At 70.7% G+C, this 12,829-nt stretch carries 8 protein-coding genes and 1 pseudogene; 4 read left to right on the top strand and 5 right to left on the bottom strand.

Annotation, left to right across the window (positions count from 1 at the left end):
* Nucleotide 1: 1 nt before the first annotated feature.
* The gene (locus tag OG871_RS00095; RefSeq protein WP_371493418.1) at nucleotides 2-619 is read right to left on the bottom strand and encodes a hypothetical protein; all 618 of its coding nucleotides are present in this window, start codon (nucleotides 617-619) and stop codon (nucleotides 2-4) included.
* On the bottom strand, nucleotides 619-1,257 hold the full coding sequence (locus OG871_RS00090) for a hypothetical protein (RefSeq protein WP_371493416.1): 639 nt from the start codon (nucleotides 1,255-1,257) through the stop codon (nucleotides 619-621). Before OG871_RS00090 ends, OG871_RS00095 begins: the two co-directional genes overlap by 1 nt.
* Before the next feature lie 159 nt (nucleotides 1,258-1,416).
* On the opposite strand from OG871_RS00090, the gene OG871_RS00085 reads away from it, so the two are divergent.
* Entirely contained in the window at nucleotides 1,417-2,760 is a 1,344-nt protein-coding gene (locus tag OG871_RS00085; protein ID WP_371493415.1) for a tetratricopeptide repeat protein, read from the top strand.
* A 557-nt stretch (nucleotides 2,761-3,317) separates the two neighbouring features.
* Nucleotides 3,318-3,560, top strand: coding sequence for a hypothetical protein (locus OG871_RS00080; protein WP_371493414.1), 243 nt, complete (start codon nucleotides 3,318-3,320; stop codon nucleotides 3,558-3,560).
* Between the two features lie 610 nt (nucleotides 3,561-4,170).
* Here OG871_RS00080 and OG871_RS00075 read toward each other — a convergent pair.
* Nucleotides 4,171-4,740, bottom strand: coding sequence for a hypothetical protein (locus OG871_RS00075; protein ID WP_371493413.1), 570 nt, complete (start codon nucleotides 4,738-4,740; stop codon nucleotides 4,171-4,173).
* A 439-nt stretch (nucleotides 4,741-5,179) separates the two neighbouring features.
* A complete protein-coding gene (locus tag OG871_RS00070; protein ID WP_371493411.1) occupies nucleotides 5,180-7,405 on the bottom strand; it encodes a trypsin-like serine protease in 2,226 nt (741 codons plus the stop codon).
* Nucleotides 7,406-8,353: 948 nt separating this feature from the next.
* Between OG871_RS00070 and OG871_RS00065 the strand changes: the two are divergent.
* Nucleotides 8,354-8,631: pseudogene (locus OG871_RS00065) on the top strand (WhiB family transcriptional regulator); the annotation flags it as partial.
* Nucleotides 8,632-9,380: 749 nt separating this feature from the next.
* On the opposite strand, the gene OG871_RS00060 reads toward OG871_RS00065, so the two are convergent.
* A complete protein-coding gene (locus OG871_RS00060; protein WP_371493410.1) occupies nucleotides 9,381-9,584 on the bottom strand; it encodes a hypothetical protein in 204 nt (67 codons plus the stop codon).
* A gap of 291 nt (nucleotides 9,585-9,875) precedes the next feature.
* Between OG871_RS00060 and OG871_RS00055 the strand changes: the two genes are divergently transcribed.
* On the top strand, nucleotides 9,876-12,551 hold the full coding sequence (locus OG871_RS00055) for a tetratricopeptide repeat protein (RefSeq protein WP_371493408.1): 2,676 nt from the start codon (nucleotides 9,876-9,878) through the stop codon (nucleotides 12,549-12,551).
* Nucleotides 12,552-12,829 lie beyond the last annotated feature (278 nt).

The following is a 12,829-nucleotide window of genomic DNA, read 5'->3' as shown; positions in this document are numbered from 1 at the left end:
GCTACACCGAGAGGTCGGTGAAGCAGATGGTGATCAGCACCTCGCGCGACGCGGTGTCGAGCGGGGTACGCCAGTGGGGGATCCGACGTCCGTCGAATCCGGTCAGGACCCGGTGGCGGATCGGGAACTTCTCGCCTTCCGGGTAAGGGGTGTCGGCGAGACGGCCGGCGACCTGCTCGGTGGTCAGATACCGCAGGTTCGGCAGCCAGCCCATCGCGCCCAGCCCCGGGGTGAGGCCGCAGCTGAAGGTGATCTCGCACTTCCCGTCGTCCCGGTGGACGTGCATGTAGTCGCCGGGCGCGTAGTACTTCAGGCCGAAGCGGATCGCCGTCATCCGACGGTGGCCGGTCGCCTCCCCGGCCACCTCCGCCAGCGCCTTCGACATGGCCAGCGCGCTGAGCGCGGCCCCGCCGGTGTGGACCCTGCAGCGCTGCGGGGAGGTGATCGATCCGTCGCGCATCGACAGCAGCCCGGGGCGCTGGTTGTGCCGCACCACCGCGTACGGCTCGCACCGCTTCGCCTCGGCCGCGATCTCCTCCCACAGCCCCGCGTCCACCAGGTCGTCCGGCACCGGGGCCTGGCCTTCCGCCAGCCAGGTCTGACGCAGCGTCGTCGCCATCACAGGTCCATGAACGACATGGTGACCAGCAGACCAACCGGCAGCGTGAGCCGGGGGCGCCAGTGCGGGACGTGGTAGCCGGCGAACGCCCGCACGCTGCCGTCGCCGTACGGGTGCGCGAGCGTCGTGAAGCCCTCGCCTTCGGGGAAGATGCCGTGCTTGGCCACGACCTCCCCCAGGTGGTCGGGGTGGGCGTTGCGCAGGCGCGGCGCCCAGCCCATCGCCGGCAGGTCCTCGGTGAGCGCGATCCCCACCGTGACCGTGGACTTCACCGAGTCGGTGTGGATGCCCTGGAAGTCGCCCTTCCGGTAGAGGACCACCGCGCCGCCGCGCGGCACCAGGCGCGCGATGCCGGTCGCCTCGCGCAGCCGGGCCAGCAGCACCTTGTCGTAGGCCAACGCTTCCAGCACCGGCCCGGGCGGGACGAAGCCGCAGTGGACCGGCGAGGCGAACGAGCCGTCGCGGTGCGAGCTGGTGTGGTCGTGCACGTGCGCGGTGACCAGGTCGAGCCGCCCGCGTGCCTCCGCGGCCAGGGCCTGGAAGCGGTCCGGCGCCAGCACGCCGGGCAGCAGGGCCGTCCCCGTCTCCTCCCAGGCCGCGCGAGCCGGGAGCCGTTCCGCGAGCGCTTCGGTGTCCATCGTCCCCTCCGGATCTCTCGTCTCGACAGCCGCCCAGGGCCTGGTGATTCCCGATCGCCCCGGGCGGCTGACGATGAGTCAACAACCCGTCACAACCCGCATCTACGGCTCGCGCAGGGGCTACGGTTGAAATCCTTGAATTCCGGGGGAAGGCGACGCATGTCCGACCACACCCGCAACACAGCCCTCCAGAACCTCATCCGTGAGACGGGCTGGAACAACGGCCAGTTCGCCCGCGCGGTCAACGCGGTGGGCACCGAGATGCGCCTGGGGCTCAAGTACGACGACACCGCGGTCTGCCACTGGCTGACCGGCACCACCCCGCGGGCCAGAGTCCGGCCGGCGATCCTCGAAGCCCTCAGCCGCAAGCTCGACCAGACCGTCACGAGCGCCGCCGCCGGCTTCGGACCGGGCGCCGAGGTGCCCGACCGGCCGGACACCGCGACCGCCCTCATCGAGCTCTGGAGAGCAGACATGGACCCCTCCCGCAGGACGGTGCTCGGCGCCGTCGGCCTCTACTCCGTCGCCCTGGCCGTCCCCGGCTGGCCAGACGTCATAGGCCGTGCCCAGCACGCCCGCCAGGCCCGCACCCGCATCGGGGCAAACGAGGTCGACACCGTCACCGCGATGGCCGAGCGCCTCTCCCAGATGGACGACGAGTTCGGCGGTCGCCTTGCTCGCCCGCTCGCGGCCGCGTTCCTGGGCAGCACCGTCGCCCGCTACCTGCAGTGCGACGCCTCCGAGGCCACGAGGAAGGCGATGTGCTCGGCCGCCGCCGACCTGGCCTACCTGACCGGCTGGATGGCCGTCGACGAGGGGCAGCACGGTCTCGCACAGCAGTACTACACCCAGGCCCTGAACCTCGCCGGCGCCGCCGAGGACCACCTGACGTACTGCACGGTCCTGCGCGGCATGAGCGTCCAGGCGATCGGGCTCGGCCACGGCCGCAAGGCCCGGCAGTACGCCGATGCGGCAGCGGAGGCAGCCCCGGCGGCCGGCCCGAGGATGCGGGCCTTCCTCGTCGGCCAGCAGGCCCACGCCTCAGCCGCCGTCGGCGAGCGCCACACCGCCCTTCGCCAACTCGCCGAAGCCGAAGCAGCGCTCGACAAGGCGACGTCCGGATCGGCGTACGTCGCCGGCTACCACCCCGCCGCCCTGCACTACCACGCCAGCCACGTCCTGTTCGAGCTGCGCGACCTCGGCGGCTCCATCACCGCCATGCAGGAGTCCAACCGCCACCGCCCGCCCACCGAGCGCCGCGCGCGAGCCCGCTCCACCGCCCTCCTCGCGGAACGCCAGTTCGCCTTCGGCCACCTCGAAGCCGCCTGCGCGACCTGGGGCACCTTCCTGGACGACTACCAGCACGTCAGCTCCGCGCGCTGCGACGACCACTTCGCCACCCTGCGACACTGCGTGGCCCAGCACCCCGGCAACAGGATCGCCCGGACGCTGGGCGAGCGGGCCCGCACGCTGGCACCCGTCGCTTACCGCCGCCCCAGCTGAGCGCCATCCGGCGCCATCTGGACCACCCGGTAGCCGAGGCGGGTGAAGGCCCGCCCCACCGGGCGCCCCAGGCGGGCATCCTGAGGCGATGCAACGTCGAGGACCCCGCCGCAGCCGTCGAGTTCGCACCGCCCGGCTCGCCGTCACCCGTGCACGAGCCGGTGGACGGCGTCCAAGCTTCCGGCCTACCGAAGAGACTCCGCGGTCACCCGGACCCGGCGCATCTCCATCGGCGGTACCGTGATGGTGACCACCACCCACGATCCGCGCTGCGAGATCTGGGGCACGGGCCGATGACGGCCAGGCGGCGCACGAGCCCTGCGGGGGTCCGGGCAGTGCGCCGCCCCCGCACCAGCCCGGGCCGCAGACCCGTCCCATCACGGCAACGGCCTGATACGACCGACGGCGCCGCGGTGCTGCTCACCGTCCCGGCGTCCCGGCGTCCGGCGGCCGGGCCGCGGCGTATCCGGGGGTGCGAGCCCTCACGACCGGTCACTTGCTGCTCGTGGGTCTGTTGGGCACCTGCGGGCCGTGCCTGGCCGCGCTGCCCGGGGGATGTGTTCGCCCGCGCGTACGATCACCGGGTCGCCAAGAAGCAGAAGACGTTCGAGCTCCCCACCGGTCTGAAGGACGCGCAGCGCGTGCTCGCCGCCGCCCGTGCGGAGCGTGCCGCGTTCCTTGCCACCCTGCCGGTCTGGAGGGGAGACCTGGAGGTCACCGCCGTCGGGGTGGGAGAGGAACTGCGCACGGAGTTGGGCCGGCTGGAGGAAGCCGAGCGCCGGGCCGCTCACGTGGTGTGAGCCGACCCGTACTGGGCGACGGTCCCGGCCGAAGACCGGGTCGCGGCCCGTACTCAGCTCGGCCACATCGACCACGAGGCCGCCCCGGCCGCCGTGTAGACCTGCACTGCCCGGCTGCGGTGCCTGCCCAGCCGCCCGGTCCGCGGCGTGAAGACCGTTCCCGGACCACCCTGTTCCCGTGTCACCGCCTGCGGACGCCGTCCCAGGGCCCAGGCCGTGCCCTTACAACGCACCGCTCGTTGATCCGGCCGGGCGCGGCACGGAACCGCTCGCGCACCGGACCGCAACGACCCCCCCCACGAACCGGGCCGATACGCGGCGGGCCGACCTCGGGGCGGCCGGACGTACACACCGGCCGCCCCGGCGCCGACTCGTGTCCATCCTCTCGCCCAACGCTGACGAGACGAGGTGACCGTGCCGGCGCGGCCGCGGACCTCGCGGACGCCGGAGACCTCCGCGGGGAAGGACGCGAGCGCATCCGGGCCGAGGTCGCCGCCTTGGGTGACGGCCCTCCGGCCGGGCAGCCAGACTGCCCGCGCCGCCTGGACGAACCGACGAGGTTGCCCTTGCCCTGCTTGGACCCGGAGCTGGCGTTGGCGGCCTGGTCTTTTCAGTCACGGGTGACTTGGACCAGCTGGGACACTCGGCGGTAGCCTTTCGGCATTTCTTGGCTAAGGACCGAGTGGTCCGTCCTCTTGGCCCGTGCGTCGTTGAACTGCCGCCACGCGGCGTCGTCCATCTTGACGAGACTGTACGTACGGACGGAACCGACGTCGGCGCTGGACAAGTCGATGGGCAGCTCCTGCGGCTCCGTGCTGCCCGTCAGCTCGCCCTGCCCGTAGTAGTTCGTGTGTGGGGCGGGCGATCCCATCCCATCGCGGGTGATCAGCCACGCGAGGTGATCACCGCTGGCCAGGGTGCACCTCACGTGTGCTGTCAGCGTTGTGACTGTGTGGACGCTGAGCGGCCCCGGCGGCTGAATGTCGACGCCGAGGTCAGATTCGCCACACGGCGGGAACGCGGAGTTCGACGCTGGCGGCGGTGACGGGTTCTTGGACGAGTTGTTGTGGTTGATGACGGCTGCCACGATGACGCCGATGGCGGTGATCACCGCGACCACGATCGCCACCCACCACCCGGGCGCCAGGCCGCTTCCGCCGGATGTTGCTGATGTTGCCATGTGTGTCCCCCTTCCTGTCCTGGGCTTCCCGTGCCGCAGCCGCTGCACTCGTGCCCGGCTGATCCACCATCACCAGCGACCGGAAATACGACGATCGGCGGGGCGCACGCTTCGCGTAGCGACGACGAACCGCTCCGCACGCACTCCTGCACCGCGCCACCACCCAGGTTCGCCAGCACCATGCAGCGTCCGGCGGCTACCACGGGATCGCCGGGCTGCGCCTCTCGCAGCGCGAGGCCAAGGACGCCGTCGCGCTCGCCGAAGGCCCGCGGCTTCAACCAGGTGACCCGCCTGCGGCTGCGCCTGGTCGCCTCGAATCGGGTGAACGACCACGGAATGGCCCTGGCGCCTCACAGTGGCCGGAACGCAGGGCGGTGGCAGAGGTTGGTGGGCGATCAGCAGGTACGCCGTGACGGCCGGGCCCGGGGGAGCGCTGTGGTCATGTTCCGCGGCACTGGTAGGTCGGGCTGGATCCGCGGAACACGGCGTCGCCGAAGGCGAAGATGCCGCCGTCGCAGGCGCTGAGGAGGTATCCGCTGCCGGTGGGTGTCGCGGACATGGAGGTGACGTGCCCGTTGAGGGGTTTGCCGGCCATGGAGCCGTAGAAGCCGGCGTTGCCGAAGGCGAACACGCCGCCGTCCTCGGCGGTCATCCAGTAGCCGTGGCCGTCGGGAGTGGAGTCGATGTCCACGACCGGTGCGTTGAGGGGTTTGCCGCCCATGGAGCCGTAGAAGCCGGCGTCGCCGAAGGCGAACACGCCGCCGTCGCGGGCGGCGAGGAGGTATCCGGCGTTGACGGGGGTGGCGACGATCGCGCTGACCGGTGCGTTGAGGGGTTTGCCGCCCATGGAGCCGTAGAAGCCGGCGTCGCCGAACGCGAACACGCCGCCGTCGCTTCCTGCCAGCCAGTACCCCTGGCCGGTGCGGCTGGGTGCCATGCCGACGATGTTGCCCACCCGGATGTTGAGGCCGGGCAGTGAGCCGTAGAAGCCGGCGTCGCCGAACGCGAAGACGCCGCCGTCGCGGCCGACCAGCCAGTACCCGTGGTTGGTGGGGGTGCGGGCCAGGCCGATGATGTTGTTCACCTTGATGCCGAGGCCGGGCAGTGAACCGAACACCTGGGCGTCGCCGCGGGCGGTCACCGCTCCGTAGGTGTCGACCTGCCAGTATCCGCCGCCGGTGGAGGTCTGCACGATGTCGGCCGCGGTGGGCAGCATCGCGACCGTGAACGACGTCGTGCGGCTCGTGGTGGCGCCGACGGGGTCCTTGGCGGTCACGGTCCACTGGTAGCCGGTTCCGGGGTCGAGCCTGTGCGCGGGCACAGTCCAGGAGCCGGCCACCCAGCCGGAGGAGACGTCGACGGACGGGCCGGTCACCCGGTAGGAGAACTGCAGTGCCTCGCCGTCGTCGTCGTGGGCCGTCGCGGACAGCGTCGGGGTGTTGGAGCCCGTGACGGATCCCTGCTGCGGTGCCACCGCAGTGATGACGGGGCTGCGGTTGGGCAGACTCAGCGTCCGGGCGGTGCTGGCGGTCGCGCCCTGGTTGTCGGTGACCACCAGGGTCACCGACTGCGTCGTCCCTGCGCCCAGGGACAGCGTGGGCCGTGCGCCTGCCGCGATCTGGGTGCCGCCCTTGAACCACTGCCAGCCGGTCACCTGGCCGTCCGGGTCCGAGGAGGCGCTGCCGTCGAGGGTGACACGGTTGCCCGCGCCCGCCAGCCGGGTCCAGGTGAAGGACGCCAGCGGCGCCCGGTTCTGCGGCGGGGCCGGCGGCAGACCGACGGTCGGCAGGTTCAGTCCCGTGGTCTGCTGGATGAAGGCGAGGGCGCGGCTGCCCCCGTCGACGCGGTTGCTGATGCCGAAGTACTCCGCGGGTTCGGTGTCGGTCTTCGCGCCGCACGGGTCGATGCCGATCGTCGCGCTGGTCACCCCCGCGATCCCGAGCGTTCCGCCGCCTACGTCGGCCAGCACCGGGCCGCCGCTGTCGCCCTGCGCGGAGCGGCCCTGGCCGATGTCGAAGGTGAACAGACCCGTCGACGGGACCCAGGCGTCAGCTCCGCTCCCGGCGTCGACCCCGCACCGGGAGAGCACGGACTTGTAGGAGGCCCAGGTGTGTAGGCCCTCGACCGAGACGTTCAAGGTGCTCGACGGCTTGTCGCTGGTCCCGGCCGTCCGCCCGTATCCGTACCGGCGGACCGTCGACATCCGGTCCAGGGAGCCACCGGCCAGGATCGGCAAAGGCTGGATGTGGTCCACCCGGGTCTTCAGCCGGAGCAGGGCCACATCCTGGACCCCCGGGCTCCACTGATACCCGTCCATCCGGATGATCGCCTGCACCTCGTCGGTGAAGGCCGCCCGGCCCCCGGCCGCGGAGAACTTCACGTGCATGCCCTGGGGAGCGTACGGGTCCCCTTGAATCTCGTTCTTGTTGGTGCAGTGCTGCGCGGTCAGGACCCACTCGGGCGCGATCAGTGCGCCTGTACAGGTGGTGGGATAGTGATTGGCCAACAGCGGGTCGCTTTCCACCCGCGGCACCGCGGCCTTCACCGCCGCTTCCGGGGCGGCGCGGCCGCCGATGATCGCTGAGGCCTGGCTCCCCCCGGCCACCAACCCGTACACCGCCACCACCCCGGCCAGAAGGCACCGGGCACCCAGGTACTTTCGCACGTCCACCCCCACCGTGAAGAGTGCTGCCCGCCCCCGTCCCGACCGCCTGTGCGTCCGGCACCGAGCAATCTCGACAACTGCGTCATATCCGCGAGGACTGCGAGTAACCGGTACTTGGCCAGACTGTCCGGAATTACGCCATTTCGACATGTAACCGACAAGATGGGTCAACCACTCGGGCCGGTGGCCGATCCGTCCCGGGGGCGGGCACGTGCACCAAGGAATGGAGGTGCGGCCACCCCGGAGGACGTGCTCGTCAACTCCCGGAATGCCGGGAATCCTCAGTTCCGAACCTGTGGCTGGTGGGCTCGTTGTGGTCCGAGTGCCGGGAATCCTCGGATGCGGACTCCGAAGTCAGCCACCTCCGGTGTCAGGTGGCGGGCGGGTGAGTGCGCGCGGTGCGGCGGTGTCAGGACCTTCAACCGGCCGGTTGTTGGCCTCCCGCAGTGACGCGGAACGAGGGGTCGGCCCCTGGGTGGCGGCCGACGGTCACCTGCGCTCGTGCTCCTGACGTCCTGGGGGTGTGATCCTACTGGCGTTGCACACCGGAGCGAACTCGGTCCCCGCGCCGATCTCGAGGGAGCGGGGGCGACCCACCCGTTGCCGCGGGTGGTCCGGACGAGATACCAGCATGGCGGGCCGGCACATTCGACGTACGCCACGCTCTGATCGGGAAGTGCGGCCAGCGCAGGGCTGGAACTGTCGGCCCGGGGGAGCAACTCGGCCCGCGGTCGGGTCGAACGTGTCCCGGGGACCGTCGGGCCCGGCGACCGCATGGTCTTGGCCAGATAGCACGACAGCGACAGCCTGACGGCCCGTCAGTGCCGATGTCACTCAAAGGGTGACAACGGCCTGTCGCCGTGCGCCGGCGGGCCGTACTGTCGCGTTCCGGGCAGTGCGTAGGGTGGAGAGCGAGGCCGGGACAGGGGAGAGGGCGGCGACAAGGCGATGCTGGAGACCGATTGGACCCGCCGGGGGGCGTGCCGGAGTGCGGACCCGGACGAGCTGTCACGGATGGCGCCGGCCAGAACCGCGCCAAGGCCGTATGCGCCGGCTGCCCCGTGCGTACCGAATGCCTCGCCCAGGCCCTAGATTCCCGTATCGAGCACGGTATCTGGGGCGGTATGACGGAACGGGAACGCCGGGCCCTGCTCAAGCGCAGGCCCACTGTGGGGTCCTGGCGAAATCTGCTGGAGGCGGCCCGCGCCGAACACGAGCGGCGAACCGAGCCCGCCCGGCCGGACGGGATTCCCGCAGCGGACGTCGCCGACTTCGAGCGGGCCATGCACGAGATCCTGACCTCCTGGCAGCTTCCCGGGACCAGTCGCGTTACCTACGATCAGAAGACCGCTGAGATCTCCGTGGACGGCAGCGCCCGCGGTAGCCGTGGCAGGGGCATGCGCTCGGTCATCCACGCAGCATTCACAATGGCCCTCGCGCGATACACAGCAGAACGCGACCTACCCCACCCCGGCTTTGTCGTCCTCGACTCCCCGCTTCTCGCCTACCGCGAGCCCGATGAGGACTTCGTGATGCCCCGCAACGTCGCAGGCCACTTCTTCCAGTCGCTCCACAGTGACTTCGGCGTGCAGGTCATCGTGGCGGAGAACGTCAAGCTCCCTGAGGGCCTCGGGGAGCACGCAACGCTGCACCCATTCAGCGTCTCCGGGACGGAGCGAGTGGGGTTCTACCCTGTACCGACTTCAGCAGGCTGATCGGGCAGGGGACGGCCAACGTCCTGTCCTGGCTGGTCCTGGTGCTCCGGGCCTGGCTGCGCCGGGCCGGTTGCTCCCGCTACTGGGTCTGCCGGGCGGCCGTGCCGATCCGGTCCTCGGTGCCCGGTCGGCCCGGGCCCGGCCGTTCCTGGTGTCGTCCGTCCAGGCGTGTGCGCTCTGGGCCTGCCCGGCCGAATACCGTCAGGAGTTCCACTGGTGCTCGAGTAGCGGTGGTTTCGCGACTGTGAAGTGACGGTAGGTCAGATCACGGGGAAGGTCGAGACCGGAAGGCTCGGGGTGAGCAGGGTGGGGCGTTCGTGGCGTTGGTTCGTTGCTGCCGGGGTGGTTGTGGCGGCGTTCGCGGTACCGGCGGTGGCGTGCGGGTTGTGGGTGCTGCCTTCGCTGATCGAGGAGGCGGGTACGCGGTGGGCGGTCGCGTCGGCGCTGGGTGCTGCTCTGGCCACCCTTGCCGTTCTTTGGGGCCAGAGCTTCACCGCCGCTCCTTCGACGCCGACGCCGGCGACGGTTGTCGCATCCGGTACTCGCTCTGTGGCGGTCAAGGGCCCGGTGAAGGGGAACATCACCACTGGCGACCAGGGGACTGCGGCGCCCTCGACGGCCGGGCGGACACCCGCCGATCCGGGCGCACTGACGGTACCGGGAGCGGTGACGGCCCCGGGGGAGCGGGCTGTTGCCCTGAGTGACGGCTTCGAGGGCGACATCACCACCGGCAACCAGGGGGGTGGATCACTCTCATGACCGAGCAGCAGGCACCGGGCACCGGGCCGGGATCGGGCGATGCCATCGCCTCGGGCGTCCGGGCGATCGCGATCAACACCCTGGGGGCGCCGTTCACCGGCATCGCCAGCACCGGCGACAACACGACCATCATCTACGTGCCGCAGGAGGAGCTGCGCCCGGCTGCGAAGGTCGATGCCCCGCCAAAGTTGGTGAGCCTGCAGGTTCGGCATGCCTCGTTTGTCGGCCGCGCTCGCGAACTTGCCTTGCTCGACGCGGCCCTCGATGGTGGGGGCACCGTGGTTGTGCAGGCGCTGCACGGCCTGGGCGGTGTCGGCAAGACCGCGCTGGCCGCGCATTGGGCCGCCACCCGCACCGGCGTCGACAACCCGGTCTGGTGGATCACCGCCGACAGTCCGGCCAGTATCGACACAGGCCTGGCGGAACTTGCCGCTACGCTGCAGCCGGCGCTCGCGCAACTCCCGGCCGAGCAGCTCGCCGAACGGGCCAAGCAATGGCTGGCCACCCACAGCGGCTGGCTCCTGGTCCTCGACAACGTCGACAATCCTGATCACCTGGCCCCGCTGCTCGCCCGTGCCACCACGGGCCGGATTCTGATCACCAGTCGCCGGTCGACCGGCTGGCACGACACGGCCGTTCCCGTCCCCCTCGACGTCCTCGCTTCAGAGGAAGCCTTGGAGCTCCTCACCCGCATCCTCACCCGGGGCGGGACCGGAACCGCCGACCTCGACGGTGCGGCCGAGCTCTGTCACGAACTCGGCGGCCTGCCACTGGCCATCGAACAGGCGGGCGCTTACATCGCCGAAACCGGCATCACTGCCCGCACCTACCTGAGCCTGCTCGCCGACGATCCGGCTGACATGTACCAGGAGACGGCCGCGGGCCGGGACAGCGAGCGCGCTGTCGCCCGCGTCTGGAGTATCACGCTCGACCGTCTCACTGACGTGCCGCTCGCCGGGCATCTCCTGCGTGTCCTGGCCTGGTGGGCACCCGACGGTATCCCCCGTAATCTTCTCTCCCCTCTCGGCTCTGCCCCCGCTGTCCTTCGGGCGATCGGCCATCTATCCGCCTACAGCATGATCACCATCGTGGGCGACGGGACCCTCAGCGTCCACCGACTCCTCCAGGCCCTGACCCGCACGCCTGACCCTCATGACCCGCACCGGCAGGACACGGCCATCAACGCCGCGCTCCTCGACGCCACCCGCCTCCTGGACGAGGCCCGCCCGGGTAGCCCGGAGGACCCGGGGGCCTGGGCCAGGTGGCGCGTTCTGCTGCCACACGTCGATGCCCTGAGCCACCACGCGCCGCCGTCCTCCGACACAGCCGCCACCGCCGCGCTCCTCAGTGACGCCGGGCTTTTCCTCCATGTCCAGGGGCAGGTCAGCCGTGCCACCGTCCATCTCGAACGCTCACTCGCCGGCCGGCTGAGGGCACTGGGTGAGGATGACTCCGCCACGTTGGCCTCCCGCAACTACCTCGGGCGGGCCTACGTCTCGGCGGGGGCTTTCGGCCGCGCGATCCCCCTGATCGAGCAGACCCTCGCGGACTCGTTACGGGTACTGGGCGATGACCACCCCGACACCCTCAGCTCTCGTAGCAACCTTGCCTACACCTACGAGGCGGCGGGCGGCATCGGTCGCGCGATCCCCTTGTACGAGCGGACCCTCGCCGACCGGGTGCGAGTTCTGGGGGAGAAGCATCACGACACCCTCCTGTCCCGGCACAACCTCGCCAGCGCTTACCAGGCGGCGGGTGACCTCCGCCGTGCGATCCCCTTGTACGAGCAGACCCTCTCCGACATGCTGCGGGTCCTGGGCGTACGCCATCCGCTCACGCTCGCTTTCCTCAACAACCTCGCCGTCGCCTACACATCGGCGGGCGACTTCGGCCGTGCGATCCCCCTGTACGAGCAGACTCTCGCCGCCCGTACGCGGGTACTGGGCGCCGACCACCCGGCCACGCTCGCCACCCGCAACAACCTGGCCCATACCTACGGGCAGGCGGGCGACCTCGGCCGCGCGATCCCGCTGCTTGAGCAGACCCTCGATGACACCGTGCGGGTACTGGGTGATGATCATCCCGACACTCTCGGCTCCCGCAACAACCTCGCCCACGCCTACGAGGCGGCAGGTGACTTCGGCCGCGCGATCCCGCTGCTTGAGCAGACCCTCGACGACATGGTGCGGGTACTGGGTGATGATCATCCCGACACTCTCGGAGCCCGCAACAACCTCGCTTACACCTACGACAGCGCGGGTGACCTGGACCGGGCTGTCCCCCTGTATGAGCGAACCCTCGACGGTATGGTTCAGGTCCTGGGCGAGAACCATCCCAACACCTTCACCGCCCGCAACAACCTCGCCTACGTCTACGCGCAGGCGGGTGACCTCAGCCGCGCAATCCTCCTGCTTGAGCAGACCCTCGCTGACCGGATACGTGTACAGGGGGAGGACCACCCTGAGACCCTCCTGGCCCGGCACAACCTCACCTACGTCTACCAGTCAGTGGGCGATCTGAACCATGCGATCCCCCTGCTCGAGCAGACCCTCGCCAACCGGATACACGTACTTGGGGAGAACCATCCCGACACCCACAAGGCCCGCAACAACCTCGCGCACGCCTACAGGTCGGCGGCTGAAGCTGAAGGCGTCCGACAGACGGAGGAGTAAGCCCCGCGTGCCCCAGCTGGTCCGGCCGTGGTGGTGCGGGTGCCCGTTCGCTCCGGTCATCACCCTGCCGCGCCTGGCCCTGTCTCAAGAGACGAAAGCTGATCCGGCGGACTGGGTCGCACCGACCGGTGGTCAGGTCCCGGAGACCGGCTGCCGCCCCGCCGGGCTGCTGCTGCCCGCGCCGGGGCCTTCCCGGTCCGAGGACTGGTGCTCGCCGGTGCCTGCTGTCCGGCCGTCGGCCTGCTGGGTCTGGGCCGGGGTGGTTGCGTGACCGGCTG

This window comes from Kitasatospora sp. NBC_00374 (genome assembly GCF_041434935.1).
Lineage (GTDB): Bacteria > Actinomycetota > Actinomycetes > Streptomycetales > Streptomycetaceae > Kitasatospora.
The sequence above is the reverse complement of the archived record's forward strand: the minus strand, read 5'-3'. Positions and strand labels throughout refer to the sequence as shown.

Bases quoted from the DNA above. Each gene is read 5' to 3' on its own strand.
- OG871_RS00090 (WP_371493416.1), bottom strand. From the start codon at position 1,257: ATGGACACCGAAGCGCTCGCGGAACGGCTCCCGGCTCGCGCGGCCTGG.
- OG871_RS00075 (WP_371493413.1), bottom strand. From the start codon at position 4,740: ATGGCAACATCAGCAACATCCGGCGGAAGCGGCCTGGCGCCCGGGTGG.
- OG871_RS00085 (WP_371493415.1), top strand. From the start codon at position 1,417: ATGTCCGACCACACCCGCAACACAGCCCTCCAGAACCTCATCCGTGAG.
- OG871_RS00055 (WP_371493408.1), top strand. From the start codon at position 9,876: ATGACCGAGCAGCAGGCACCGGGCACCGGGCCGGGATCGGGCGATGCC.
- OG871_RS00095 (WP_371493418.1), bottom strand. From the start codon at position 619: ATGGCGACGACGCTGCGTCAGACCTGGCTGGCGGAAGGCCAGGCCCCG.